This is a genomic window from Acetivibrio ethanolgignens (assembly GCF_001461035.1).
In the GTDB taxonomy this organism is placed as follows: domain Bacteria; phylum Bacillota; class Clostridia; order Lachnospirales; family Lachnospiraceae; genus Velocimicrobium; species Velocimicrobium ethanolgignens.
Genome location: NZ_LNAM01000166.1, coordinates 1 through 25,061 on the forward strand (window position 1 = coordinate 1; position 25,061 = coordinate 25,061).

Sequence of the window (25,061 nt, forward strand, 5' to 3'; positions counted from 1 at the left end):
TTCAAAAATGAAATCAAATTTTTTTCATTTTCCTATTGACATTTATTAGCTGGACTTTATCTGTATTCTTCTGATGTTTGTCGGAGGTTCACCGTCTGGTACAGCTGGTGGTGTAAAAACCACGACAGTTGCCATGATGGTGGTAGCAGTTATTTCTGTTATAAAAGGAAGAGAAGATACAGAAGCCTTCCATAGAAAGATACCGAGCAATCTTGTAAAAAAGGGTATGGCGGTTGTACTGATTAGTATGGCTGTATTAGAAGCCTCAGTTATCTGCCTGTCCATAGCAGAAGCTGGAAGCTTTATGGATATTTTTTATGAATGTACCTCGGCGCTGGCTACCGTCGGTCTGTCTAAGGGACTAACAGCCGATTTAAGCGTAGCAGGTAAGCTGATTTTGATTGTGACAATGTATATTGGAAGAATTGGACCGATTACCATGGCCCTGTTCTTTAACCGGAGTAAGAAGAAGGGACAGCACAGAACTCTGCCGGAGGGCAGTATCCTGGTGGGATAAGGAGTAGTGTATGAAGAGAAAAGAATTTGTTGTATTTGGTCTTGGACGATTTGGAAAAAGCGTAGCACTGGCATTGGCAGATTGTGGCTGTGAGGTGCTGGTAGTAGATGACAATGAAGAAAAGATACACGATATCGCTGATCGTGTAACCTATGCGGTGCGTGCGAATGTGACGGATGCAGAGACACTGGGAAGCCTTGGACTGAAAAACTTTGACGGAGCCATTATCGCGATTGGTGAGAATCTGGAAGCCAGTGTTTTGGCAACTATTTTAGTAAAAGAGCTGGGGATTCCTTATGTACTTGCTAAGGTACAGACAGAGACTCAGGCAAAGGTACTAAAAAAGGTGGGAGCCGATATGGTAGTATTCCCGGAAAAAGAAACCGGCATCCGTATTGCAAATAAACTGGTGCATGGCAACTTTTTTGATGCAGTAGAGCTGTCAAGTACCTACAGTATGATGGAAATTGGTGTACATGAAGACTGGGTTGGAAAGAACCTTGTTGAATTGGGGCTTCGGAGTACCTATGGAATCAATGTAATTGGAATGAAGAGGAATGAAGCCTTTAATATCAATCCGGATCCGAAGGAAACCTTGAGACAGGAGGACATCCTGGTAGTAATTGGAAAGAATGATGTGTTAAGCAAGCTTAATGTACATGAATAGGCATATGGAGGGAAGGCACAGATGATAACCAGTGCTGCAAACGGACAGATAAAGGAAATTGAAAGGTTACAGAAAAAATCCAAACACCGGCAGGAAACCGGTGTTTTTCCCGTGGAGGGAAGAAAAATGGTTCTGGAGGCAGGAGACAAGCTTCAAAAGGCGTATTTGTCGGAGAGCTATTATAATACCTATGGAGTGAAAGAGCTGGGAAGCTGCGAATATGAAATCGTGGCAGATAATATATTTAAGGGTATGTCGGAAACCATGACACCTCAGGGAATTCTGGGACTGGTAAGGATGCCGGAGTATTCCTTAGAGGAGCTTACTTCCGGAGAACGTGTACAGCTTCTTTTACTGGAAAATCTGCGTGATCCGGGGAATTTGGGAACAATCATAAGAACAGCAGAGGGAGCAGGTGTTACCGGTGTGATTTTAAGCCGGGAATCCGTAGATATTTTTAATCCTAAGGTAATCCGCTCTACTATGGGTTCGATTTACCGGGTACCCTTTATTTATGTAGATGATTTCGGTACTACCCTGGAGCTGTTAAAGAAAAAGGAAATTATTTTGTATGCGGCACACCTTAGGGGGGAGCATAATTACGATGAAGAGTCCTACGGACAAAAAACAGGCATCTTAATAGGAAATGAAGCAAAGGGATTAACGGAAGAAAGTGCTGCACTGGCAGACCGGCTTGTTCGTATTCCAATGGAGGGTCAGGTGGAATCCTTAAATGCAGCGATTGCAGCTGCTGTGTTTATGTATGAAATTTACCGGCAGAGGAGAGGAAGGAAATGAATATTATAATTATCGGAGACGGTAAGGTTGGTTATACGATTGCCGAACATCTGGCAAAAGAAGACCACAATATCACCATTATTGATAATAATGAAGAAGCCTTGAAAAAAGCAGATGATACCCTGGATGTTATGTGCATTAAAGGAAATGGTGCAAGAAAGAGTGTGCTTTTAGAAGCTGGTATTGAAACAGCAGATATCCTGATTGCAGTAACCTCACGGGATGAAATGAATATGGTATGCTGTCTGATGGCAAAGAAAATATGTGATATACGGACAGTTGCCCGCATCCGTGACCCGGAATATTATGAGGAATTTTCTGATTTACAGCAGAATGTAGGTATTGATGTTGTTATTAATCCTGAATATGCAGCAGCTCTGGAAATTGCTAATATTTTACAATTTCCAAGTGCAATGAATATCGAACCATTTTTTGGCGGTCGTGTCCGTATGGTTGAATTTCGTGTCCAGAAGGGAGATATGCTAGATGGCTTAAAGCTGTTCCAGCTGGGCAGTAAGTGGCCGGAAAATACCCTGGTACTAGCCGTAGAACGCCGTCAGGAGGTTTATATTCCGGGAGGCGATTTTGAGTTCCAGGAGGGTGACAAGTTATTTGTTATGGGACAGATCAGGAGTCTGGGCGAGATGTTCCGCAGGATGAATCGCTATCTTCAGAAGGTGGACTCTGTAATGATTGCCGGTGGCGGAAGAACTGCTTATTATCTAACCAAAATTATTGAACGGCTGAATATCAGTGTAAAGATTATTGAGATTTCAAATAAGAAATGTCAGAAGCTTTCTGAGGATTTGCCGCATGCCATGATTATTGAAGGCGATGGTACGGACAGAGAGGTTTTGGAGGCAGAAAATGTTGAGGATGTGGATGCTTTCATTACAATGACCGGTCGTGATGAGGAAAATCTGATTACTGCTATGTATGCGGTAGAGCGGGGAGTAGATAAGGTAATTGCCATGACAACCCGTGTGAATCTTCCATCCATCATTAATAAGCTGGGACTGGATAGTGTTGTGAGTCCAAAGCTGGTGACAGCAAGCTATATTATCGGTTATGTCCGTGGTATGCAGAATTCGGAAGGCGGCATTGTAGAATCCCTATATAAAATCGTGGATGGCAAGGCAGAAATCATCAGCTTTATTGCTAACGATACAGCAAAGGTTTTAAATCTTCCCCTGCGTGAATTGAAGCTTAAAAAGGAAGTATTGATTGCTTGTATTCAGCATGGTTCTAATATTATTGTACCTCATGGAAACGAACAGATACAGGAGGGAGATAAGGTTTTGGTTGTTACCAAGGATGATACGCTTATTCTCAGTCTGGATGCTATAGTTGCAGATTAGTCGGAGGAAGGAATGAATAATCGATTAATTGTACATTTAATAGGTAAAATTTTAATGGTAGAGTCAGCATTTATGGTACCGGCTCTACTGGTTTCACTGATTTATAAAGAGGATGAGACACTGGTTTTTTTAGCAAGCATCGGTATTACCTTTGCTACTGGTCTTTTGATGTCAAGAGTACATATTAGGAAAAATAAGCTGTCAGCCAGAGACGGTATGCTGATTGTATCCTTTTGCTGGATACTGATTTCTGTTTTTGGTGCTCTGCCGGCATATTTAAGTGGTGCGATTCCAAGCTATGTAGATGCTTTTTTTGAAAGTGTTTCCGGTTTTACTACCACTGGTTCCACAATTCTTACGGATGTGGAGGTTCTTCCCAAAAGTATCCTTTTCTGGCGGAGCCTGACACATTGGTTCGGTGGTATGGGAGTATTGGTATTTACACTGATTCTTTTACCATCTATGAGTGGACAGACCCAGCAGCTGATGCGTGCAGAGTCTCCTGGACCGTCTCCATCCAAGCTGGTGCCTAAAATAAAGGATACGGCTCGGATTTTATACAGCATCTACGCTGTAATGACGGGAATTGTGGTAGTTGCTCTTCTATTAGCAGGTATGCCGTTATATGACTCCATCATTCATGCAGTAGGAGCAGCTGGTACGGGCGGCTTTAGCTGTAAAAATTTAAGTGTAGCTTATTATGACAGTGCTGCGATTGATGTTATTTTGTCTGTGGCAATGATTGCCTTTGGTATTAACTTTTCGATTTACTTTATGATGCTGACGGGGAAATGGAAAGATATCCGTAAAAATGAAGAGCTGCGGGCATTTTTAATTTGTGTGGCAGGAGCAATTCTTTTAATTACTCTGGATATCCGGGGCCTGACAGATGGCATTTTATCTGCTTTTCGTTACGCTCTGTTCCAGGTAGCTACGATTATTTCAACTACCGGATATGCGACAGCAGATTTTAACCTGTGGCCAACCTTCAGCAAGATGCTTCTTCTGGCACTGATGTTCGTAGGAAGCTGTGCTGGCTCTACTGCCGGTGGCCTTAAGCAGATTCGTCTGGTGGTTATGGTGAAGGCTCTGATTCGTTCGGCAAAGCAGGTGGTACATCCACGTTCTGTCATTACGCTTAAAACAGAAGGAAAAACCATGGGTAATGAAGCTGTTATGAACATTGGTATTTTCTGTTTCTTTTACTTTGCGTTGATTGGTGGAGCAGCTCTTTTGGTGTCTCTGGATAATTTTGATATTGAGACAAGCTTTACTGCAGTTTTGGCAACAGTAAGTAATATTGGACCAGGTATCGGTTTTGTTGGTCCAATGGGGAACTTTTCTATTTTTTCTGATTTCAGCAAGCTGGTGTTGAGCTTTTGTATGCTGGCGGGACGTTTGGAAATTTTCCCGTTATTGGTGCTGTTCCAGCGGGCGACCTGGAAAAAGGCATAAAAATGAAATAAATATAAAAGCTGCTGGAAAAAAGTAAAAAAGTATTGACACACAGTGGAACAAGTGATATACTAAATAAGCTGTGAGCAGAAAACAAAGCAGAGTATCCACTCTCACCTTAGCATTTTAGATGACTCGGGTTTATATTAAGAGAATAGCAGCAGGGGCTGTTTGTAAAATTCGACTTAATGCGTGGATAACTTTGTTATCCACGTTTTTTATTCTATGGAATAAACGCTCCGCAGGAAACCAAGGTAACCACGAACAAATGGAGGTGCACTACTATTAGCGAGTTAATGATTAACGAACAAATCAGAGACAAAGAGATTCGTTTGATTGGAGAGAATGGAGAGCAGCTAGGTATCATGTCTGCTAAGGATGCTATGAAGATGGCAAGAGAAGCAGAGCTTGACCTGGTAAAGATTGCTCCAACGGCAAAACCGCCGGTATGTAAGATCATTGATTACGGAAAGTATCGTTATGAGCTTGCCCGTAAGGAAAAAGAAGCGAAGAAGAAGCAGAAGGTAACTGATGTAAAAGAGATTCGTTTATCACCGAATATCGATGTAAATGACCTGAATACCAAAGCAAATCAGGCGAGAAAGTTCTTAAGCAAGGGCGATAAGGTTAAGGTAGCACTTCGGTTCCGTGGTCGCGAGATGGCCCATGTTGGTATGAGCAAGCAGATTCTGGATGACTTCTATGCAAAGGTAGAGGACATTGCTGTGATTGAAAAGCCTGCCAAGATGGAGGGAAGAAGTATGATAATGTTTTTAGGAGAAAAACGTTAACATAAATCAATACCATTTGAGATATATGATAAGGAGGAAATAAAAATGCCAAAATTAAAAACGAAAAGAGCAGCAGCAAAGCGTTTCAAAACAACAGGAACAGGAAAGTTAAAAAGAAACAAAGCATATAAAAGCCATATTTTAACCAAGAAGACTGCTAAGAGAAAGAGAAATTTAAGAAAAGCAACGATTACAGATTCTACAAACGCAAAGGTAATGAAGAGAGTATTACCATACTTATAATTCGCAGTATTTAAGGAGGAAAAAACAATGGCAAGAATTAAAGGCGGCTTAAACGCTAAGAAGAAACACAATAGAGTATTAAAGTTAGCAAAGGGATACAGAGGAGCTCGTTCCAAGCAGTACAGAGTAGCAAAGCAGTCTGTTATGAGAGGTTTAACAGAGTCTTTTTCTGGTAGAAAGCAGAGAAAGAGACAGTTCAGACAGTTATGGATTGCCCGTATCAATGCAGCAGCAAGAATGAACGGTTTATCCTACAGCAAGCTGATGTATGGCTTAAAGTTAGCTGATGTTCAGGTAAATAGAAAGATGTTATCTGAGATGGCTATTAACGATCCAGCTGGCTTTACAGCATTAGTAGAGATAGCTAAGTCTAAATTAGCTTAATTTCCTTTTGATAGATAATAATAGAAATTACGGCTGTCTGCTTTATGGCAGGCAGCCTATATATTTTAATTTTCTAAGTTTTTGAAAAAAATCGAAGAATTTTAAAAAAAACTCTTGACTTTTTAGGGGCAAGGCATTATAATATTTATCGTATTCCTCGATAGCTCAATGGTAGAGCACACGGCTGTTAACCGTGGGGTTGTTGGTTCGAGCCCAACTCGGGGAGTTTCTTATGCAAAGGCATAGGATATGCGGGAGTGCTGGAATTGGCAGACAGGCAAGACTAAGGATCTTGTGGGTGTATTCTCGTGTGGGTTCAAGTCCCATCTCCCGCATTAAAAAAACATTGAAAACAGAGCTTTTCAGAAAAGGTATTGATAAAGTAATCAAAAAGACAATCAAATAATACACAGGAAAGGAGTAGCATCTGTGCGAGTGCTAAAATCGCTTAGGCGGTTTTATTTTTTTATCTGAATTTATCCTTCTGCTGCAATGCCTATGAAAAGAGGAACACAAATTGACAAACTAGCCAATATGGTAAGTACAGTATTCTCAATTAATTTTAGTACAATAGGTGCACAGTTTATCGCAGTATCAATTGCATTATTTGCTTTTTCTACTGTGTTAGGCTGGAGCCATTATGGTACAAAAGCATTTGAGTATCTGTTTGGTGAAAAAATAACAATACAGGAAGAGATTGCAAAAAAAGTTATGCAGGAGGCTTAGTAGAATTGAGAGTGAGATTCTTAACAAAGGCAGTAAAATACGATAATAGAAAGAGGTAATTAAGTGGAAAAGAGAACAATAGTAATTGTGACAACAATTATGGCATATCTGATTATGATGGTTATTGTTGGAATCAAGGCTTCTAAGAAAACAAGTACGGTTGATGATTTTTACCTGGGAGGAAGAAAACTCGGACCATTTGTAACAGCAATGAGTGCTGAGGCAAGTGATATGAGCAGCTGGCTTCTGATGGGACTTCCTGGTGTTGCATATGTAAGCGGTATCTGTGATGCATTTTGGACAGCAGCAGGACTTGCTCTGGGTACATGGGTTAACTGGCTTATAGTATCCAAACGAATCAGAAGATACAGCCATAAAATTAATGCAATTACAATTCCGGATTTCTTTGCAAAAAGATATAAAGATGAAAAGAATATTCTTACATGCATTGCAGCATTGGTTATAGTTATTTTCTTCATACCATATACAGCCAGTGGATTTGCAGCATGCGGTAAGCTATTCAACAGCCTGTTCGGTGTCAACTATCATGCTGCGATGATAATCTGTGCAATAATCATTGTACTGTATACAGCCCTTGGAGGATTCCTTGCAGCATCAAAGACAGACTTTATCCAGAGTATTGTAATGACGATTGCCTTAGTTACTGTTATGGTGTTTGGTATTTCAGCAGCAGGAGGATTCTCAAATGTTATGGACAATGCCAAGAGCCTTTCAGGTTATTTATCTGTAACATCAATGCATGATGCTTCGACTGGAAACAGTATATCTTATGGATTTATTACTGTTATTTCGACAATGGCATGGGGACTTGGATACTTTGGTATGCCACATGTCCTGTTAAGATTTATGGCAGCCCAGGAAGAGAATAAACTCACATTATCAAGACGAATCGCTACTGTATGGGTAATAATTTCAATGACAGTTGCCATCTTTATCGGAGTTGTCGGACTAGCGATATCAGAAACAGGAAAGATTGTTAATCTTAAGGGGTCAGGCAGTGAGACAATTATTGTAAAGATAGCAGACCTGTTAAGTTCGCATGGTATTGCTGCATCGGTTATTGCAGGTGTAATTCTGGCCGGTATTCTTGCAGCTACAATGTCTACCTCAGACAGCCAGCTGCTTGTTGCTGCATCAAGTATTTCCCAGAATTTCCTGTCTGATTTTTTACATATCAGGATGAATGCAAAGGTATCGGTTGTTGTCGCAAGAATTACAGTTATTGTTATCAGCATGATTTCAGTTATGATAGCATGGGATCCTGCAAGCAGTGTATTCCAGATTGTAAGTTTCGCATGGGCAGGCTTTGGTGCAACCTTTGGTCCTGTAATGCTTCTTGCTTTATTCTGGAAAAGAAGCAACAAAACCGGTGCACTTTGCGGGATACTTGCAGGTGGTGTATTTGTTTTCGCATGGAAATATCTTGTTCGTCCGATGGGAGGAGCACTGGATATTTATGAACTGCTTCCTGCATTCCTTGTGGCACTTGCAGTAAATGTCATAGTAGGTCTTGCGACAAAAGCACCGGATGAAGACATTGTTAAGGAATTTGAAGAGGTTGTAGCTGGTAAATAAGATATCAAGGTTTTAAGTTGCTTAACCCAAAATCCGTTATACTACCTGATTTTGGGAGTTGAATATTAAAAGCAACTGCTAAGAAAAGAGAAGCTGATTATAGCACCTCCGGATGAAAAAATCACCTCATAAAAATGTGAATTTTGGGTCGAAAATTGATATTGATTCTTTCAAAAGCGAGGTAAGAGCCGTTAAGCTCACGGATGCCTTATCTTGCCTAAACCAATAAGCATAAGTTCCGATGATGCCATTGGCAATAAATTCGGCATAATACTCCTTCCTTGTTTGATCAAGGGAGGAGTTTTTATTTATTTCAAGAATACAGTATTTGAGGGAATCTACACTATCGCTGATAAAGTGTGCACAGCTTGGCTCAGTAAAAATAACTCTATAAAAGTCCTGTTTGTTGTCGATTACCTCTGTTATGCAGTCAATAAACGTACCAATTCGGCAATCATTACATTCCTGCATTTTTGTTAGAATCATATTACGGGCGATGGCTTGCATTTCTTTTGCAACATCATCGATGCAGCTATAGTGCAGATAAAAGGTACGACGGTCAATATTTGCAACTTCGGTTAACTCGGAGATGGTAATAGAGTCATATGTTTTTTTCTGAATCAGTGAAACAAAAGCAGCTTGAAGACTCTGTTTTGTTTTTTCAATGCGACGGTCCGTTTTTCTTTTGGTAGTTATTTCCATATTATCCCTCCTAAGTTACACCACATTTTCGATGATTTTGAGCATTTATGCTCAGAATAGTAAAAGCTGGCGATTGCTTTTTTTAAACTTTGTTAGTACTCTAATAATATAAGAAATATGGGATAGATGCAATATTTTATGTAAAAGAAAATAGGAGGAGCTTTTATGGGGATCTTATATAGTGTACCGGATTTTAAGACATGGGGGTTTATGGCCTTTGTTTTATTGGCACTAATTGCATTTAACGAGCTTGGGCGTACCAAGAAGTGGGGAGGGATTTTGCTATTTGTTATAGTTCCTGCTTTTTTGACTATCGCTGTTTGGCCGACAACAGCAGCACCGGGAAATGAATATGGAACAGGAAACTGGTTTAACTGGGTCAAAACTTATTCTGCACTTGCAGGATGTATCGGTTTTATGTTAATCCGCTACGTTCCTAAGGTTGAATATAGTAAATTTGCAAAGTATTTTCCACCAATTATACTGGCAGCAAATATTTGCGAAGCAGTTTTAAGGGATTTTCAAGTGTTTTCATGGGGACTTACAGAGGGCGGTTATGTAGATAACCTTTGGACTATTTCAGGACCGTGGAATATCATGAATGGTATCGCTGGTATCTTCAATATATTGCTGATTTGTGGCTGGTCAGGCATTTTTGTATCAAAGGATCATTCCAGAGATATGATGTGGCCGGATATGGACTGGATCTATATTTTAACATATGACCTTTGGAATTTTGCATATACATATAACTGTATTTCTGATCATTCCGTTTATTGCGGTATGTTATTATTGCTATCATGTACCATCCCATCCTTCTTTATTAAGAGAGGATGCTGGTTACAGCACAGAGCACATACCCTTGCACTCTGGATTATGTTTATCATGACAGTACCTGCCTTTGCGGATCGCGTGGCACCTGTGCCAACAACACACAATCCAACAGCATTTTTTATCGTGAGTCTGCTCGCCCTTGTAAGTAATGCAGGATTGTTTATTTATCAGGTGTCTGTTATTATAAAGAAGAAAAAGAATCCTCTTAAGGATGAACTTTACACGGATACAAAGCACTATAAAAAAATGGTGGCATAGAACTAAAAAGGAGGAGCAACATGGGAGAATTTAGAGTCCTTGAGGTAAAGCAGAGTGTCTTTGCGGATAATGATAAAAGAGCAGATGAAGTCAGAAAAGCTTTAAAAGAAAAGAAAGTATTTCTCTTAAACTTAATGTCTTCACCAGGTTCCGGAAAAACAACAACGCTTACAAGAACAATTGAAAAGCTAAAAGATGAAATTCGTATTGGTGTCATGGAAGCAGATATTGATTCTGATGTGGATGCAAAAACCATTTCTGATTTAGGTGTAAAAGCAATTCAGCTTCACACAGGCGGAATGTGCCATTTAGATGCCGATATGACCATGCAGGGCTTGGAAGGCTTAGAAACCGGAGATATTGAACTTGCCATTTTGGAAAATGTAGGTAATCTGGTCTGCCCGGCAGAGTTTGATACGGGAGCAGTAAAGAATGCGATGATTTTAAGCGTACCGGAGGGAGATGATAAGCCGCTTAAGTATCCGCTTATGTTTTCTATCTGTGATGTGGTTTTGATTAATAAGATTGACGTACTTCCGTATTTTGATTTTGATATGGAAGCTTGTAAAAAATATATTTTAAAACGTAATCCAAACGCAAAAATCATTCCAATTTCTGCACGTACAGGTGAAGGTGTAGAAGAATGGACGCTCTGGTTAAAAGAACAGGTTTTGGATTGGCAAAAGTAAAGGAGAAAGTCATGGCAAAAAAGGGCAATAACATTGGCGAAATGCGTGAACCCATTGTAAAATTAGGCAGAATGGTTACAAACCGCGTGCCGATTGTACTTGGCATGCAAAAGATTACAAAAGAGGATCCGGAATATTGGGGACTGGCAATGCTGCTTACCGATGAGCAGGCAGAAGTGGCATTAAAAATGAAACGTCGTGTTCCAAGAACATTGGATGACATGGTAAGACTTACCGGTATGGAAAGAGACCATATGGAAAAAATCATGGAAGATATGTGCCGTGTCGGTGTCGTGGAATATAACCGCGAAAATCCAAGGCGTGAGAAACAGTATGTATTGCCTATGTTTGTGCCGGGCAGTGCAGAGTTTGCCAATATGAATGCAAGGCTTTTGGAAGAACATCCGGAATTGGGTCGTTACTTTGAAGAAATGAGTCGTCTTCCTCTTACGAAGATTGCACCGATGGTACCACCCGGAGGAGCCGGAATCGGTCTGCATGTCATTCCGGTAGAAAAAGCAATCGAAATGGAAAACTCTTCTATTCCAGTTGAACACATCTCTCACTGGTTAGATAAATATGATGGGAAATATGCAAAGAGCCCATGCTCCTGTCGGCGTTCCAGAAAGACCTTTGATGAAGGCTGTGCAGATGATCCGGAAGGATGGTGTATTGCGGTTGGTGATATGGCAGATTATGTTGTTGAGACAGAAAAAGGCGGCGTTTATATTACCAGAGAAGAAGCCTTAGATATTTTTAAACAGGCAGAAGAGAATGGTTTCGTTCATCAGATTACAAACATCGACGGCGAAAACAAGATTTTTGCTATTTGTAACTGTAACGTAAATGTATGCTATGCACTTCGTACTTCACAGTTATTTAATACACCAAATATGTCACGTTCTGCATACGTTGCACATGTTGAGAAGGAAAAGTGTGTTGCTTGTGGTCGTTGTGTTGAGTACTGCCCAGCTGGTGCAGTTACTCTTGGACAGAAGCTCTGCAAGAAAGATGGATCGGAGGTTTCCTATCCTAAGATGGTTCTTCCTTCTGAGAAGAAGTGGGGACCAGAAATGTGGACGGAGAACTATCGTGATGTAAATCGTATCAACACTCACGAGACAGGAACTGCTCCCTGTAAGACCGCTTGTCCTGCTCACATTGCTGTTCAGGGTTATATCAAGATGGCTGCTCAGGGACGTTTCACTGATGCATTAGCTTTGATTAAGAAGAACAATCCACTTCCTGCAATCTGTGGTTATGTATGTAACCGCCGTTGTGAGGATGCGTGTACTCGTGGAACTATTGACGAGGCGGTAGCAATCGACGAAATCAAGAAGTTTATTGCTATGAAGGATATGGATGCGGAAACACGCTACATTCCTAAGAAGGTTGTTCCAAGCTTAAATGGCAAATTTGACGAGAAGATCGCCATTATCGGTGGAGGCCCGGCTGGTATTTCATGTGCATTCTACCTTGCTGAGAAAGGTTATAAGCCTACCATCTTTGAGAAGAATAAAAAGCTCGGTGGTATGGTTGTATACGGAATTCCTTCTTTCGTATTAGAGAAGGATATCGTAGAAGCTGAAATTGATATCTTACGTGAAATGGGCGTTGAGATGAAGACTGGCGTTGAAGTTGGTAAGGATATCAAGATTTCTGAGCTTCGTGAGCAGGGATATAAGGCATTCTACATTGGAATTGGTTGCCAGGCAGGCCGTGGAATCGGTGTTCCTGGAGAAGATTCAGAAGGCGTTATGACTGGTGTTGATTTCCTTCACATCACAACTGATGATGAAAACTATAAGCTAACAGGGGACACTGTTGTTATTGGTGGCGGTAATGTTGCGATTGATGTATCTCGTTCTGCAATCCGTTGCGGATCTCCAAAGGTACATCAGATCTCACTTGAGACTCGCGACATTATGCCAGCATCTCCTGAAGAAATTGAAATCGCTGAGAGCGAAGGAATCTTATTACAGGGTGGTTGGGGGCCTAAGGAAATCCTAAACGAGAACGGAAAGGTTACTGGAATTGTATTTAAGAAGTGTACTTCTGTTAAGGATGCGGAGGGACGTTTTAAGCCTCAGTATGATGAGAAGGATACCATGACAATTCCATGTAGCAATGTTCTTCTTTCTGCAGGACAGACAATCGAGTGGGGTAACCTTCTTGATGGCGAAGACGTTGAACTCTGGCACGGAAATTACCCAGTTGCTGATAAGGTAACTTACCAGACTCGCGTGAAGGATATCTTCGTAGGTGGAGATGTTTACTCAGGTCCTAAGTTTGCGATTGATGCAATTGCAGCTGGTAAGGAAGGTGCGATTTCTATCCATAGATTTGTACAGCCTCATTCATCACTCACCATCGGTCGTGATCCTCACTACTATGTTGAGTTTGATAAGGAAGACATTCTTGTTGAGAGCTATGACAATTCAAAGCGTCAGCGCCCGGCAAGGAAGGAAGGTATCGGAACCGACAGCTTCCGTTCTGCAGCTTCCGTCCTCACTGAGGAGCAGATCAAGACAGAAACAAATCGTTGCTTAGGTTGTGGGGCAACCATTGTCGATGAAAATCAGTGTATCGGTTGCGGTATATGTACAACGAAATGTGAATTTGATGCAATTCATTTACATAGAGATCTTCCTGAATGTAGCGTGATGAGAAAGAGTGAAGATAAGTTAAAATACGTTCTTTCTTATGGTGCAAAACAGGCAATCAAGATTAAGTTTTCAAAAAAGGACAAATAAAACATGCATGAACTTGGAGTTGTATTTCATGTCATTAAGACAGTAGAGGGTCTTGCCGCAGAAAACCAACTGACGGAGGTAAAATCGGTCACTTTGGAAATCGGTGAGGTATCTACGGTCATCGAAGAATACCTACGCAAGTGCTGGAAGTGGTCTGTGGAAAAGAAGTCGGAAATCTTAAAGGATACCGAGCTTATCGTAGAAAGGATTCCTGCAATCACATTTTGCGAGGACTGTGAAAAAAATTATAGAACCGTAGAATTCGGAAAAACCTGTCCACATTGTGGCAGTATCAATACGTATCTGTTACAGGGAAACGAATTTACCATTAAAGAGATTGAGGCTTGCTAAAACAAGCCTCTTTTTTGTTCGATAGGAAAGTTCGGCCTGCAAATGTATGGTTCTGACCCGGAGGAGTAGATATAAAGGTGTCATACAATTCAGACGATTAAAAAAATAAAATTGCAAATTCGATAATTAAAAATGATTCTTAAAGTAAAAATTAACGATTGACAATGCGAAACTTATACATTTTGCACAAAAATGGAAGAAGATAATTTGAAGATAAGAAAAATTTACAAAATATGACAAAAAACATCACAGAGTTATCCACAATTCAAGAGCCCAATTTTATGGCAAAAATGAGTTATACACTAAGTTATCCACATTATCCACAAAAAATGTGAATGAAAAAAACAGTGTCAAGTTCGAATGCCCGTTTTGTATCAAGTGATAAATCGAAAAAAAAGGAAGAGTAAGGGTTGACAAAGTAATTTTCAAATAACAATTTAAATTATAAAAAAATATTTAATATTTTTTAAAATTAATAGAAAATTATAGGCCGTTTTTAAAATATTCATAAGAATTTGTATGTTTGTCCTTGATTAATTGTAAAGATATGGTATAATGTAGGTATAAACAACAAAGGAGTTGAGCATTATGAAATTTATTATCAGTGGCAAAAACATCGACGTGACAGAAGGATTAAAGACAGCGATATATGATAAGATTGGTAAGCTGGAAAGATACTTTACTCCTGATACAGAAATCCATGTAACCTTAAGTGTGGAGAAAGACAGACAGAAAATCGAGATTACGATTCCAATGAAGGGGAATATAGTTCGTGCGGAGCAGGTAAGCAGCGATATGTATGTATCCATTGACCTGGTAGAGGAGATTATTGAACGTCAGTTGAGAAAGTACAAAAATAAGCTGGTAGAGCAGAAGCAGTCTGCAGTCAGCTTCAGCAAGAATTTCATCGAGGAAAGTGTACCAGATGATGATGAGATTAAGATTACCAGAAGTAAAAAGTTCGCTATGAAGCCGATGGATCCGGAAGAAGCCTGCATCCAGATGGAGCTTTTAGGACATAGCTTCTATGTATTCCGTAATGCGGATACAGATGAAGTAAACGTAGTGTATAAGAGAAAGGGAAATACCTACGGTTTGATTGAGCCGGAGTTTTAAACACTGAATAAAATATAAGCACCCCTTATGTTATAATATGCCTCTGTCAAGCAGGCAGGGACATATTATAACATAAGGGGTGCTTTTTTTGTGTGATAGAGAAGTTCTACTGCTTGCCAATTCTTACTTTATGAAGTAAAATAGAAGACAGTGAATTTTAGAAAGAAAGAGGTGTAAGATGGATATTTTAAAACAATTAAAGGAAGAGTTGAATATTGAGCTGTGGCAGGTAGAGGCAGTAGTTCAGTTGATTGATGAGGGGAATACAATTCCTTTTATTGCCCGTTATCGTAAGGAGAAGCATGGTGCGTTAAATGATGAACAGCTTCGTAATTTAAGTGAGCGGCTTACCTATCTTCGTAATCTGGAGGATAAGAAAAACCAGGTATTGGCAAGTATTGAAGAACAGGGTAAATTGACAGAGGAGCTGAAGGCACAGATTCTGGCGGCAACGACCCAAGTGGTGGTAGAGGACTTATACCGCCCATACCGTCCAAAAAGACGAACCCGTGCGACGATTGCTAAGGAAAAGGGACTGAATGGTCTGGCAGATTTTATTCTTTTACAGGAAACGGACAAGCCTGTGGAAGAAGAGGCCGCTGCCTATGTTTCTGAAGAGAAGGAAGTGAAGGATGTAAAGGAAGCGATTGCCGGGGCGCTGGATATTATTGCTGAAGCAGTTTCCGACAATGCAGACTACAGAAGCTATATCCGCCAGATTACGATGGAAGAGGGAAGTATTTCTTCTACTGCAAAGGATGCCAAGGCACAGTCTGTATACGAAATGTATTATGAGTACGAGGAGGCTGTCAGCAAGGTAGCAGGCCATCGTATACTGGCCCTGAACCGTGGCGAAAACGAAAAGCTGCTGGTAGTAAAGGTAAATGCACCGGAGGAGCGGATTTTACGGTATCTGGAGAAGCAGGTGCTGAAAAACGAAAATGAATTTACGGCTCCGCTACTTAAGGATACAGTAGCGGACAGCTATAAGCGTCTGATTGGCCCGGCGATTGAACGGGAAATTCGTAATGATTTGACAGAAAAGGCAGAGGATGGAGCAATCAAGGTATTTGGAAAAAATTTAGAGCAGCTTCTGATGCAGCCTCCGATTGTTGGTAAGGTAGTACTGGGCTGGGACCCGGCATTCCGTACCGGCTGTAAGCTGGCAGTTGTAGACGGCACTGGTAAGGTGTTAGATACTACCGTGGTTTATCCGACAGAGCCACAGAATAAGGTGGAGGAGACAAAAAAGGTAGTAAAGAAGCTGATTGATAAATATGGTGTAGAGCTGATTTCTGTTGGTAATGGAACTGCTTCCCGTGAGTCAGAAATGGTGATTGTAGATATGTTGAAAGAAATCAACAAGCCGGTACAGTATGTTATTGTAAATGAAGCCGGTGCTTCTGTATATTCTGCCAGTAAGCTGGCTACCGAGGAGTTCCCGAACTTTGACGTAGGACAAAGAAGTGCTGCTTCTATTGCAAGACGTCTTCAGGATCCGCTGGCAGAGCTGGTTAAAATTGACCCGAAGTCTATCGGGGTCGGCCAGTATCAGCATGATATGAACCAGAAGAAGCTGAGTGAGGCTCTCTCTGCAGTAGTAGAGGATTCGGTAAACCGAGTTGGTGTTGATTTGAATACAGCATCTGTGCCTCTTTTAGAGTATGTATCCGGTATTTCCAAGCCGATTGCAAAAAATATTGTGGCTTACCGTGAGGAAAATGGACGTTTCCTTAATAGAAAGCAGCTTCTTAAGGTGGCAAAGCTTGGACCAAAGGCTTTTGAACAATGTGCGGGATTCCTGCGGATTGCAGATGGTGACAATCCTCTGGATGCAACCAGTGTGCACCCGGAGTCTTATGAGGCGGCTGAGAAGCTGTTAGATTGCCTTGATCTTACTATGGAAGACGTCAGAAAGGCCCAGGCGGAGGCGGCAAAGAACAAGGGTAAGGGAAAGAAGGCTGAAAAACCAAAGAAAAAAGAGAAAAATATTGTTGTAAAGCAGAAAAATACTGCGTTTGGACAGGCTCTGCTACAGGCTATGGGAAGTGGCGGCTTAAAGGATACCTCTGCCACTGATGCCAACGATACTGCTTCCGCGGATAAAGCAAACCGTCCAGGTGGTCTGGCACGAAAGATTAAAAATAAAGAAAAGCTTGCTGATGAGCTGGGCATTGGTGTTATGACTCTGGATGATATCGTAAAGGAACTGGAAAAGCCGGGAAGAGACCCTCGTGATGAGATGCCAAAGCCAATTCTTCGTACCGATGTACTGGAGATGAAGGATTTAAAGGAGGGCATGATTTTAAAGGGAACAGTCCGTAATGTAATTGACTTTGGTGCCTTTGTGGATATCGGAGTCCATCAGGATGGTCTGGTACACATCTCCCAGATGTCTGACAAGAAGTTTGTAAAGCATCCCTTGGATGTGGTCAGCGTCGGCGATATCGTAGAGGTGAAGGTAATGAGTGTAGATTTACAGAAAAAAAGAATACAGCTGACGATGAAGCTGTAAATTTTTCTTGTATTTTTATTTTATTTGTAGTATAATCAACTTATAAATAGGAAAAGGTTCTTCGGGGCAGGGTGTAATTCCCGACCGGCGGTATAGTCCGCGACCCGTCCTTGTGGCGGCTGAATTGGTGCAATTCCAATACCGACAGTAAAGTCTGGATGTGAGAAGAATTCGCTGTAGTTGTATTTTTTGCCCCGTATTATTTTGATACGGGGCTTTTTATTTGACAGGACGATGGTTCTGCTAAATAAAAACCTTTCGCGGAGAATTGCACTACAGCGGTCCGCAAAGAACTTCTTTCCAAAAAGAAAAAGGAGAGAATGAAAATGAACAACGCAATGACACAATCCAATGGAAAAAAAGAGGCTGTACACAGCAGTTTATTTACCACAAGGCAGTTGGTAACACTGGCGATGCTTTCAGCACTTGCCTATGTACTGATGCTGATTCATCTGCCCTTTAAGTATCTGGGCTTTCTGGAGCTGGAGTTCAGTGATGTGCCGGCGGTGATTGCTTCCCTGGTGTATGGGCCGGTGGCCGGAGTGGTGGTAGAGCTCATCAAAAATGTTATCAAGGCGATTACAGCTACAACAACCGGCGGGATTGGCGAGCTAGCCAACTTTTTAATCAGTGCATGCTATGTTATTCCAGTTGGTATTTTATTCCAGCGTCTGAAGGGAAAGGCAAAGGTTTTTGAAAGCTTTGCAGCTGGTATTGCAGGCTTTGTTACAGCCGGTGTCGTAGTAAATTACTTTATTACAGTTCCGTTGTATGCAAATTTGTTTGGTGGCATGGATGTGGTTGTAGGGGCTGTCGCAGCGACTGTGCCGGCGATTAAAGATCTTGCGACAATTGTTATTCTTGGAATTACCCCATTTAATGTTGTAAAGGGGTTGCTTGTATCCTTTGTGGGATATCTGGTATATAAGCTGTTTAGAAAGAGTCTGGTGTAAAATAAGAATAATAACCTCCATTTTGCAGAGCAGAAGAGTTAAGTCCTTCTGCTCTTTTGCTTCTTTACTAACTATGACAAATCTGCTATAATTTTTTAATAACAGTAAAGGCGGGAAATTAGAATGGAAAAACAGGTAGAATTTGATATAATAATTGACGCAAAGGATATGTATGACTTTTTGATGAAGCATTTTTATGGCAGCTTTTCCGGGAAGTTTGGTCTGGTACTCAGCATAGGAGCTTTGATTTTCTTTTTTATGGGATTAGGGAAAAGGGATGTATTTCAGCTAACGATACTTTTAGTTTTGGGACTTTTGTTTACGGTGGTGCAGCCTTTACAGATGAAGCTGAAAGCCTCTGCCCAGATTAAGGCGAATCCTATGTTTCAGGAGCCGATACATTTTTTATTTGATGAAAAGGGTATGAATGTAAGCCAAAAGGGAGAAACAGCTCTCCTTCCGTGGCAGGATATTCGCCGGGTGAAAGAGTCAAAGCACTCGATTTTTGTATATGTTTCTTCGATAAATGCCAATATTATTCCAAAGGAAAAGCTGGAAAAGGAACAGCTTGCCCAGTTAAAGGAAATGATGCAGGGACATTTAGATAAAGCAGTGTGCCATTTGAGCTAAGAAGCCGATAAAAAAGATAGAGAATTAAATTTAGAATGGAAATGAGTGAAAATGCAAGTAATAGAAAGCAGAAAGCCGGAGGATACCTTTGCCTTGGGGAAACAATTAGGGGAAAGGGCTTCTTCGGGAGATATATTTTTGCTGGAGGGCGATTTGGGAGTAGGTAAGACGGTTTTTACCCAGGGCTTTGCAGCGGGGCTTGGTATTTTAGAGCCGGTAAGCAGTCCGACCTTTACGATTGTACAGGAGTATGAGGAGGGAAGGCTGCCCTTTTACCATTTTGATGTATACCGGATTGGTGATGTAGAAGAAATGGAAGAAATCGGATATGAGGACTATTTTTATGGTGAGGGTGTCTGCCTGATCGAATGGGCGAATCTGATTGAGGAGATTTTACCGGAAACAGCCTGCAAGATTAAAATAGAAAAGGATTTGAAGCAGGGCTTTGATTACCGGCGGATAATAGTGGAGGGAGAAAATAAATGAAGATATTAGCAATTGACAGCTCTGGGCTTACGGCAACGGTTGCCTTGGTTTTGGATGGAGTGATGACAGCAGAATATACAACGAATTTTAAAAAGACACATTCGCAGACACTGCTTCCAATGATTGATGAAATTGTTAAGATGACAGGGGCGGAGCTTTCTGAGATTGATGCAATTGCAGTAGCAGCCGGACCTGGCTCCTTTACCGGACTTCGAATTGGGGCTTCTACAGCCAAGGGACTGGGCTTGGCCTTGAAAAAGCCTATTGTTTCAGTACCTACAGTAGAAGGACTGGCGTATAATTTTTATGGAAGTGACAGAGTAATCTGCCCGATTATGGATGCCAGAAGAAACCAGGTTTATACAGGATTATATACCTTTGAAGGAGAAAGGTTCTGCGTTTTAGAAGAACAGCAGGCTGTTGGTATTGAAGAAATTATCGAAAAGGTAAATGAACTGGGCAGACCAGTGGTATTTTTAGGTGATGGAGTGCCGGTATTCCGGGAAAAGGTGCAGGAGCTGGTCAGCGTTGATGTCCTGTTTGCACCTGCTCACCTTTGTATGCAGCGGGCAGCTGCGGTAGCAGTCCGTGGTGAAGCTTTGTATAAAGAAGGAAAAATAGAGACTCCGGCAGAGCATAAGCCTGTCTATTTGAGAAAATCACAGGCAGAGCGGGAGAGAGAGGCAGCAAAAAAAGGAGGTTGATTGCTATGAAATTTCGTTTAATGGAAAAAAAGGATTTGGAACAGGTTTGTGAAATTGAAAATAAGACATTTTCACAGCCATGGACCAGAGAAGATTTTGAGGCTTCTATCAGTAATCCGAATCGTATTTATATTGTTGCTGAGGAAAATGGCGAAATTGCAGGATACTGCGGACTTTGGATGGTAGCTAGTGAAGGGCAGATTAATAATGTGGCTGTCCGGGAAGACTTTCGTAAGAAGGGTGTAGGCTATGGGATGCTAAGCTATCTTTTGGAGCTTGGAAGAGAAAAGAATCAGGATGCATTTACTTTAGAGGTACGTGCCAGTAATGAGGCAGCTATTCGGTTGTATGAAAAGCTGGGCTTTCATTCGGCGGGGATTCGGCGGGGATTTTATGAAAAACCGCGGGAGGATGCTAATATTATGTGGCTTTTATAGGAGTGACAGCAATTACCACTAGGCACTCCTGTAAAACCATGCTATTCTACCATTAGAAAATATGGGCATGGAGGATAGAAGGATGAAGTGCAATCAATGTGGAAAAGAACTGAAGATAGAAAATGGGATTTTGAAGGAAGATTGTCTGCAGGTGAAAAAAGAATGGGGCTATTTCTCCCGAAAGGATTTGCAGATAGATGAAATTTGCCTTTGTGAGTCCTGTTATGATAAATGGATTGCGGGCTTTGTGTTGCCTGTGAAAAAGAAAAAACAGACAGAGGCTGTTTAAAAAGGGCTTTTGGGAATTTTGGAGGACTTTATAGATGTTAGACGTATGCTTGCTGGGAACTGGAGGTATGATGCCGCTGCCGGGCAGATGGCTGACTTCTCTGATGACAAGACTTAATGGAAGCAGTCTTTTAATTGACTGCGGTGAGGGAACCCAGATAACGATAAAGGAAAAGGGCTGGAGCTTTCACCCGATAGACACGATATGCTTTACCCATTACCACGGGGATCATATCAGCGGTCTGCCGGGACTTTTACTTTCTATGGGAAATGCGGACCGGACAGAGCCAGTTACCATGATTGGACCAAAGGGATTGGAAAAGGTGGTAAATGCACTGCGGGTAATTGCACCGGAGCTTCCCTTTGAACTTCGTTTTGTTGAGCTTTCCGGGCCTTCGAAGCTGCTAGAGGTAAATGGCTATATTATAGAGGCATTTCGGGTGAATCATAATGTTACCTGCTATGGATATAGTATTTTAGTGCCGAGAGCCGGTCGCTTTGATGTGGAAAAAGCGGCAGAAAATCAGGTGCCACGGGCCTTGTGGAATCGGCTTCAGAAGGGAGAAGAGGTGGAATTTGAAGGAAAACTGTATACCCAGGATATGGTTTTAGGGCCAGAGAGAAAAGGAATTAAGCTGACCTACTGCACTGACACCAGACCGACCCAGTCGATTGCTGAACATGCCAAAGATGCAGACTTATTTATCTGCGAGGGTATGTATGGAGAGAAAGAAAAGGCTGGGAAAGCAAGAGAATATAAACATATGACCTTTTATGAAGCGGCAGAGCTGGGAAAAAAGGCAAATGTGCAGAAGCTGTGGCTGACCCATTACAGTCCGTCACTGGTACGCCCGGAGCAATATCTGAAGGATATGGTAAAAATTTTTGAACGGGCCGAGCTGGGCTGGGATCAGAGAAGTGTGACATTGGAGTTTGATAAAAATGAGTAGAAGGTGGACTATATGAAAAAATCAACACAAAAGATAATTTATACGGTACTGCTTATGTCTATATTGGCAGTAGCTATTATTTATGCGTATTTTCAAATGACCGGCAAAAAGGAAGAGCAGGTACCAAAAACTAAGGTGGAAAAGCTGATTCACCGAAATCTGGAAGGGAACTATCCGGCAACGCCGCGGGAGGTCATGAAAGTATATGGAGAACTGACGAAGTATCTTTATAATGGAAACGAAGAAAAGAAAATGAGCGACGAGCAGTTTGAGGCTTTGTTTGACCAGGTGCGAATTTTATATTCAGAAGAGCTTCTGGAGGAAAATCCACGGGAAGTGCAACTGGAACGGTTAAAAATGGATGTGGCGGATTATAAGAAAATGTCCAAGACAATCATGAGCTATAATGTGCAGCAGTCCAGTCAGATTGAATTTGGCGAGTTAAATGGAAGTGAAGTAGCTAAGGTGGTTGTTTCGTTTACAACAAAGGCTTCCGGAGAGCAGCCAGCAAAGACCTATGAACGTTTTCTTTTACAGGCAGATGCCAATGAGCGATGGAAAATCGTGGGTTGGGAACAGATAAGCGGTGAAGGCCTGGAATAATCCATATAAATAAAGAAGAGAGGATAACATGGATAAGGATATATTAATTTTAGGAATAGAGTCGTCCTGTGATGAGACGGCTGCCAGTGTGGTTCGTAATGGAAGAGAGGTTTTGTCAAATGTGATTTCTTCACAGATAGAGCTTCATAAGCTGTATGGCGGTGTTGTTCCTGAAATTGCTTCCAGAAAGCATATAGAGAAAATAAATCAGGTGGTTGAGGAGGCTTTAGAGGAAGCAAAAGTAACTCTGGAGGAAATAGATGCGATTGCGGTTACTTATGGGCCAGGACTGGTTGGTGCCCTTTTGGTAGGTGTGGCAGCAGCTAAGGCAATTGCCTATGCAGCAAAGAAACCATTGGTGGGAGTTCATCATATTGAAGGACATGTATCGGCAAATTTTATTGAACATAAGGAGCTTGAACCGCCATTTTTATGCTTGATTGTTTCGGGAGGACATACGCATCTGGTGGTGGTAAAGGATTACGGTGAATATGAAATTATTGGAAGAACAAGGGATGATGCTGCCGGAGAAGCCTTTGATAAGGTGGCGAGAGCGATTGGGCTTGGCTATCCAGGAGGCCCAAAGATTGATAAACTTTCCAAGGAGGGAAATTCAAAAGCAATTACTTTTCCAAGGGCTAAGGTGGGCGACTCGGAATATGATTTTAGCTTTAGTGGGTTGAAATCAGCGGTGCTTAACTATCTGAATTCCTGTACTATGAAAGAAGAAGCTGTGTGTGTGGCTGACGTAGCAGCATCTTTTCAGGCATCAGTTGTAGATGTTTTAGTTTCTCATACGATAGCGGCAGCAAAGGAATTCGGCTTTAGCACAGTAGCTCTGGCTGGTGGTGTAGCTTCTAATTCCGGCCTTCGTGAGGGCATGGAAAAGGCTTGTCAGGAAAACGGATTGAGGCTTTGCTATCCATCCCCAATCTTTTGTACCGACAATGGAGCGATGATTGGCGTAGCTGGTTATTATGAATATATGAAAGGAACACGGCACGGGTGGGATTTGAATGCAGTGCCGAATTTGAAGCTTGGAGAACGATAGTATGGAAAAGGAAAGAAAGGCTGCGATTGTTCTTGCTGCAGGGCAGGGAAAGAGGATGCAGACGGACCGACCAAAGCAGTATCTTTTATTAAAGGATAAGCCGGTTTTGTATTATTCACTTCAGACTTTTCAAAACAGCGAGATTGATGAAATTATTCTGGTGACAGGGGCGGGGGAAGAAGTATATTGCCAGCAGGAGATTGTTCATAAATACAATTTTTCAAAAGTAAAACAGATTGTGGCAGGAGGCAGAGAAAGATATCATTCAGTATTTGAGGGATTAAAAGCCTTGAAGGCAGCTGAAATGCCAGACAATGGATATGTATTTATTCAGGATGGAGCAAGACCCTTCCTCACGCCGGAGCTAATTCATAAACTGCTGGAAGAAACCCGGATATATGGAGCTTGTGTTGCAGGGATGCCAGTAAAGGATACGATAAAGCTTGTAGATGAAGAGAAAAATGTGGTATCTACACCGGCAAGAGAGCTGGTATGGCAGATACAGACACCACAGGTGTTTTCTTATAGATTGGTTTATCAGGCATATCAAAAGCTATTCCAAAAAGAAAAAATCCAGGTAACAGATGATGCTATGGTGGTAGAGCAGATGACAGGACATCAGATTCATTTGGTAGAAGCATCTTATAGGAATATTAAGATAACAACACCAGAAGACATTCGGATTGCAGAGGCATTTCTACGATAAAATATTTTTGCAGATAAAATTGTTTCAAATGAAGAAAAAATTTATGAAAAGGGCTTGACTTTTTTTTGATAGAATGATATACTGTTCAAGCAGCGTTTGGAGAGGTGTCCGAGTGGTTTAAGGAGCCGGTCTTGAAAACCGGTGACTCCGAAAGGGGCCGTGGGTTCGAATCCCACCTTCTCCGTTTGAAAGGAAAAGCTTGATGGCTTTCCGGGCTGTAGAAAATTCATACAATTAAAAGAATTGGCTTATTTGGAGAAGTACCCAAGAGGCTGAAGGGACACCCCTGGAAAGGGTGCAGGTCGTTAATAGCGGTGCGAGGGTTCAAATCCCTCCTTCTCCGTTTGAATTTTTTGAAAAGAATAAAAAATTAAAAAAATTCAAAAAAGTTGTTGACAAAGCGGTTGCGATGTGATAAGATATTAAATGTTGACGCCGCAGGGCAGACAACAAAGAACCTTGATAATTAAACAGTGAAACAACCCTGAAAATTCTAATGA

26 protein-coding genes, 4 tRNA genes, 1 pseudogene and 1 riboswitch are annotated in these 25,061 nt (G+C 41.4%); of the genes and pseudogenes, 30 read left to right on the plus strand and 1 reads right to left on the minus strand.

What is annotated here, in order from left to right; translation table 11 throughout:
• The first annotated feature begins 64 nt into the window (after nucleotides 1–64).
• The 12 genes and pseudogenes from ASU35_RS11595 (at nucleotide 65) to ASU35_RS11650 (ending at nucleotide 8,535) form a co-directional block, all read left to right on the plus strand.
• Nucleotides 65–517, plus strand: a complete 453-nt coding sequence (locus tag ASU35_RS11595) for a potassium transporter TrkG (protein ID WP_278278074.1) — start codon at nucleotides 65–67, stop codon at nucleotides 515–517.
• A 10-nt stretch (nucleotides 518–527) separates the two neighbouring features.
• Nucleotides 528–1,184: a potassium channel family protein gene (locus ASU35_RS11600; RefSeq protein ID WP_058353176.1), complete on the plus strand. Its 657-nt coding sequence runs from the start codon at nucleotides 528–530 to the stop codon at nucleotides 1,182–1,184.
• 21 nt (nucleotides 1,185–1,205) lie between these two features.
• Nucleotides 1,206–1,982: a TrmH family RNA methyltransferase gene (locus ASU35_RS11605; RefSeq protein ID WP_058353177.1), complete on the plus strand. Its 777-nt coding sequence runs from the start codon at nucleotides 1,206–1,208 to the stop codon at nucleotides 1,980–1,982.
• On the plus strand, nucleotides 1,979–3,340 hold the full coding sequence (gene trkA / locus ASU35_RS11610; protein ID WP_058353178.1) for a Trk system potassium transporter TrkA: 1,362 nt from the start codon (nucleotides 1,979–1,981) through the stop codon (nucleotides 3,338–3,340). Before ASU35_RS11605 ends, trkA begins: the two co-directional genes overlap by 4 nt.
• A gap of 12 nt (nucleotides 3,341–3,352) precedes the next feature.
• A complete protein-coding gene (locus ASU35_RS11615; protein ID WP_058353179.1) occupies nucleotides 3,353–4,795 on the plus strand; it encodes a TrkH family potassium uptake protein in 1,443 nt (480 codons plus the stop codon).
• Nucleotides 4,796–5,091: 296 nt separating this feature from the next.
• The gene (gene infC, locus ASU35_RS11620) at nucleotides 5,092–5,586 is read left to right on the plus strand and encodes a translation initiation factor IF-3 (protein WP_058353180.1); all 495 of its coding nucleotides are present in this window, start codon (nucleotides 5,092–5,094) and stop codon (nucleotides 5,584–5,586) included.
• Between the two features lie 45 nt (nucleotides 5,587–5,631).
• Nucleotides 5,632–5,829, plus strand: a complete 198-nt coding sequence (gene rpmI / locus ASU35_RS11625; protein ID WP_058353181.1) for a 50S ribosomal protein L35 — start codon at nucleotides 5,632–5,634, stop codon at nucleotides 5,827–5,829.
• A 27-nt stretch (nucleotides 5,830–5,856) separates the two neighbouring features.
• Nucleotides 5,857–6,213 carry a 50S ribosomal protein L20 gene (gene rplT, locus ASU35_RS11630; RefSeq protein ID WP_058353182.1) on the plus strand — a complete coding sequence of 119 codons (357 nt, stop codon included), beginning with the start codon at nucleotides 5,857–5,859 and terminating at the stop codon, nucleotides 6,211–6,213.
• A gap of 154 nt (nucleotides 6,214–6,367) precedes the next feature.
• Nucleotides 6,368–6,439: transfer RNA gene (locus ASU35_RS11635), tRNA-Asn, on the plus strand.
• A 25-nt stretch (nucleotides 6,440–6,464) separates the two neighbouring features.
• Nucleotides 6,465–6,548, plus strand: a tRNA-Leu gene (locus tag ASU35_RS11640).
• Nucleotides 6,549–6,711: 163 nt separating this feature from the next.
• Nucleotides 6,712–6,888, plus strand: a pseudogene (locus ASU35_RS20760) (alanine:cation symporter family protein); the annotation flags it as partial.
• A gap of 150 nt (nucleotides 6,889–7,038) precedes the next feature.
• Complete coding sequence (locus ASU35_RS11650) at nucleotides 7,039–8,535, plus strand: sodium/proline symporter (RefSeq protein ID WP_058353200.1); 1,497 nt, start codon at nucleotides 7,039–7,041, stop codon at nucleotides 8,533–8,535.
• A gap of 126 nt (nucleotides 8,536–8,661) precedes the next feature.
• Here ASU35_RS11650 and ASU35_RS11655 read toward each other — a convergent pair whose 3' ends face one another.
• Complete coding sequence (locus ASU35_RS11655) at nucleotides 8,662–9,237, minus strand: TetR/AcrR family transcriptional regulator (protein ID WP_058353184.1); 576 nt, start codon at nucleotides 9,235–9,237, stop codon at nucleotides 8,662–8,664.
• Nucleotides 9,238–9,402: 165 nt separating this feature from the next.
• On the opposite strand from ASU35_RS11655, the gene ASU35_RS11660 reads away from it, so the two are divergent.
• From ASU35_RS11660 to ASU35_RS11745, 18 genes are all read left to right on the plus strand, one after another.
• A complete protein-coding gene (locus tag ASU35_RS11660) occupies nucleotides 9,403–10,329 on the plus strand; it encodes a DUF5692 family protein (RefSeq protein ID WP_058353185.1) in 927 nt (308 codons plus the stop codon).
• Between the two features lie 20 nt (nucleotides 10,330–10,349).
• Complete coding sequence (gene hypB, locus ASU35_RS11665; protein WP_058353186.1) at nucleotides 10,350–11,018, plus strand: hydrogenase nickel incorporation protein HypB; 669 nt, start codon at nucleotides 10,350–10,352, stop codon at nucleotides 11,016–11,018.
• 11 nt (nucleotides 11,019–11,029) lie between these two features.
• Nucleotides 11,030–13,771: an FAD-dependent oxidoreductase gene (locus tag ASU35_RS11670; RefSeq protein WP_172794637.1), complete on the plus strand. Its 2,742-nt coding sequence runs from the start codon at nucleotides 11,030–11,032 to the stop codon at nucleotides 13,769–13,771.
• A gap of 3 nt (nucleotides 13,772–13,774) precedes the next feature.
• Entirely contained in the window at nucleotides 13,775–14,122 is a 348-nt protein-coding gene (locus tag ASU35_RS11675; protein WP_058353187.1) for a hydrogenase maturation nickel metallochaperone HypA, read from the plus strand.
• Nucleotides 14,123–14,710: 588 nt separating this feature from the next.
• Nucleotides 14,711–15,238, plus strand: a complete 528-nt coding sequence (gene hpf, locus ASU35_RS11680; protein ID WP_058353188.1) for a ribosome hibernation-promoting factor, HPF/YfiA family — start codon at nucleotides 14,711–14,713, stop codon at nucleotides 15,236–15,238.
• Between the two features lie 178 nt (nucleotides 15,239–15,416).
• On the plus strand, nucleotides 15,417–17,753 hold the full coding sequence (locus tag ASU35_RS11685) for a Tex family protein (protein ID WP_058353189.1): 2,337 nt from the start codon (nucleotides 15,417–15,419) through the stop codon (nucleotides 17,751–17,753).
• Nucleotides 17,754–17,806: 53 nt separating this feature from the next.
• Nucleotides 17,807–17,927, plus strand: a riboswitch (FMN riboswitch).
• Nucleotides 17,928–18,079: 152 nt separating this feature from the next.
• The gene (locus ASU35_RS11690) at nucleotides 18,080–18,706 is read left to right on the plus strand and encodes an ECF transporter S component (RefSeq protein ID WP_058353190.1); all 627 of its coding nucleotides are present in this window, start codon (nucleotides 18,080–18,082) and stop codon (nucleotides 18,704–18,706) included.
• A 123-nt stretch (nucleotides 18,707–18,829) separates the two neighbouring features.
• Nucleotides 18,830–19,336: a YcxB family protein gene (locus ASU35_RS11695; protein WP_058353191.1), complete on the plus strand. Its 507-nt coding sequence runs from the start codon at nucleotides 18,830–18,832 to the stop codon at nucleotides 19,334–19,336.
• Between the two features lie 51 nt (nucleotides 19,337–19,387).
• Nucleotides 19,388–19,822: a tRNA (adenosine(37)-N6)-threonylcarbamoyltransferase complex ATPase subunit type 1 TsaE gene (gene tsaE, locus ASU35_RS11700; protein ID WP_058353192.1), complete on the plus strand. Its 435-nt coding sequence runs from the start codon at nucleotides 19,388–19,390 to the stop codon at nucleotides 19,820–19,822.
• A complete protein-coding gene (gene tsaB, locus ASU35_RS11705; protein ID WP_058353193.1) occupies nucleotides 19,819–20,526 on the plus strand; it encodes a tRNA (adenosine(37)-N6)-threonylcarbamoyltransferase complex dimerization subunit type 1 TsaB in 708 nt (235 codons plus the stop codon). The genes tsaE and tsaB overlap by 4 nt, the downstream gene beginning before the upstream one ends.
• A 5-nt stretch (nucleotides 20,527–20,531) precedes the next feature.
• Nucleotides 20,532–20,963: a ribosomal protein S18-alanine N-acetyltransferase gene (gene rimI / locus ASU35_RS11710; protein ID WP_058353194.1), complete on the plus strand. Its 432-nt coding sequence runs from the start codon at nucleotides 20,532–20,534 to the stop codon at nucleotides 20,961–20,963.
• A gap of 82 nt (nucleotides 20,964–21,045) precedes the next feature.
• Complete coding sequence (locus ASU35_RS11715; protein WP_242861275.1) at nucleotides 21,046–21,252, plus strand: hypothetical protein; 207 nt, start codon at nucleotides 21,046–21,048, stop codon at nucleotides 21,250–21,252.
• Between the two features lie 34 nt (nucleotides 21,253–21,286).
• Complete coding sequence (locus tag ASU35_RS11720) at nucleotides 21,287–22,201, plus strand: ribonuclease Z (RefSeq protein WP_058353196.1); 915 nt, start codon at nucleotides 21,287–21,289, stop codon at nucleotides 22,199–22,201.
• A 12-nt stretch (nucleotides 22,202–22,213) separates the two neighbouring features.
• Nucleotides 22,214–22,804, plus strand: a complete 591-nt coding sequence (locus ASU35_RS11725; protein ID WP_058353197.1) for a DUF6715 family protein — start codon at nucleotides 22,214–22,216, stop codon at nucleotides 22,802–22,804.
• Between the two features lie 28 nt (nucleotides 22,805–22,832).
• The gene (gene tsaD / locus ASU35_RS11730) at nucleotides 22,833–23,855 is read left to right on the plus strand and encodes a tRNA (adenosine(37)-N6)-threonylcarbamoyltransferase complex transferase subunit TsaD (RefSeq protein ID WP_058353198.1); all 1,023 of its coding nucleotides are present in this window, start codon (nucleotides 22,833–22,835) and stop codon (nucleotides 23,853–23,855) included.
• Nucleotide 23,856: 1 nt separating this feature from the next.
• Nucleotides 23,857–24,561, plus strand: coding sequence for a 2-C-methyl-D-erythritol 4-phosphate cytidylyltransferase (gene ispD / locus ASU35_RS11735; RefSeq protein WP_058353199.1), 705 nt, complete (start codon nucleotides 23,857–23,859; stop codon nucleotides 24,559–24,561).
• Between the two features lie 98 nt (nucleotides 24,562–24,659).
• A tRNA-Ser gene (locus tag ASU35_RS11740) sits at nucleotides 24,660–24,745 on the plus strand.
• Nucleotides 24,746–24,815: 70 nt separating this feature from the next.
• Nucleotides 24,816–24,904, plus strand: a tRNA-Ser gene (locus ASU35_RS11745).
• The last annotated feature ends 157 nt before the right edge of the window (nucleotides 24,905–25,061 follow it).

Coding starts and splice junctions, on each gene's coding strand:
- hypB (WP_058353186.1), top strand. CDS start 10,350: ATGGGAGAATTTAGAGTCCTTGAGGTAAAGCAGAGTGTCTTTGCGGAT.
- ASU35_RS11660 (WP_058353185.1), top strand. CDS start 9,403: ATGGGGATCTTATATAGTGTACCGGATTTTAAGACATGGGGGTTTATG.
- ASU35_RS11725 (WP_058353197.1), top strand. CDS start 22,214: ATGAAAAAATCAACACAAAAGATAATTTATACGGTACTGCTTATGTCT.
- ASU35_RS11605 (WP_058353177.1), top strand. CDS start 1,206: ATGATAACCAGTGCTGCAAACGGACAGATAAAGGAAATTGAAAGGTTA.
- tsaD (WP_058353198.1), top strand. CDS start 22,833: ATGGATAAGGATATATTAATTTTAGGAATAGAGTCGTCCTGTGATGAG.
- tsaB (WP_058353193.1), top strand. CDS start 19,819: ATGAAGATATTAGCAATTGACAGCTCTGGGCTTACGGCAACGGTTGCC.
- rpmI (WP_058353181.1), top strand. CDS start 5,632: ATGCCAAAATTAAAAACGAAAAGAGCAGCAGCAAAGCGTTTCAAAACA.
- ASU35_RS11650 (WP_058353200.1), top strand. CDS start 7,039: ATGGCATATCTGATTATGATGGTTATTGTTGGAATCAAGGCTTCTAAG.
- infC (WP_058353180.1), top strand. CDS start 5,092: ATGATTAACGAACAAATCAGAGACAAAGAGATTCGTTTGATTGGAGAG.
- ispD (WP_058353199.1), top strand. CDS start 23,857: ATGGAAAAGGAAAGAAAGGCTGCGATTGTTCTTGCTGCAGGGCAGGGA.
- ASU35_RS11685 (WP_058353189.1), top strand. CDS start 15,417: ATGGATATTTTAAAACAATTAAAGGAAGAGTTGAATATTGAGCTGTGG.
- rplT (WP_058353182.1), top strand. CDS start 5,857: ATGGCAAGAATTAAAGGCGGCTTAAACGCTAAGAAGAAACACAATAGA.
- rimI (WP_058353194.1), top strand. CDS start 20,532: ATGAAATTTCGTTTAATGGAAAAAAAGGATTTGGAACAGGTTTGTGAA.
- ASU35_RS11695 (WP_058353191.1), top strand. CDS start 18,830: ATGGAAAAACAGGTAGAATTTGATATAATAATTGACGCAAAGGATATG.
- trkA (WP_058353178.1), top strand. CDS start 1,979: ATGAATATTATAATTATCGGAGACGGTAAGGTTGGTTATACGATTGCC.
- ASU35_RS11670 (WP_172794637.1), top strand. CDS start 11,030: ATGGCAAAAAAGGGCAATAACATTGGCGAAATGCGTGAACCCATTGTA.
- tsaE (WP_058353192.1), top strand. CDS start 19,388: ATGCAAGTAATAGAAAGCAGAAAGCCGGAGGATACCTTTGCCTTGGGG.
- ASU35_RS11675 (WP_058353187.1), top strand. CDS start 13,775: ATGCATGAACTTGGAGTTGTATTTCATGTCATTAAGACAGTAGAGGGT.
- ASU35_RS11615 (WP_058353179.1), top strand. CDS start 3,353: ATGAATAATCGATTAATTGTACATTTAATAGGTAAAATTTTAATGGTA.
- ASU35_RS11720 (WP_058353196.1), top strand. CDS start 21,287: ATGTTAGACGTATGCTTGCTGGGAACTGGAGGTATGATGCCGCTGCCG.
- ASU35_RS11655 (WP_058353184.1), bottom strand. CDS start 9,237: ATGGAAATAACTACCAAAAGAAAAACGGACCGTCGCATTGAAAAAACA.
- ASU35_RS11690 (WP_058353190.1), top strand. CDS start 18,080: ATGAACAACGCAATGACACAATCCAATGGAAAAAAAGAGGCTGTACAC.
- ASU35_RS11600 (WP_058353176.1), top strand. CDS start 528: ATGAAGAGAAAAGAATTTGTTGTATTTGGTCTTGGACGATTTGGAAAA.
- ASU35_RS11715 (WP_242861275.1), top strand. CDS start 21,046: ATGAAGTGCAATCAATGTGGAAAAGAACTGAAGATAGAAAATGGGATT.
- hpf (WP_058353188.1), top strand. CDS start 14,711: ATGAAATTTATTATCAGTGGCAAAAACATCGACGTGACAGAAGGATTA.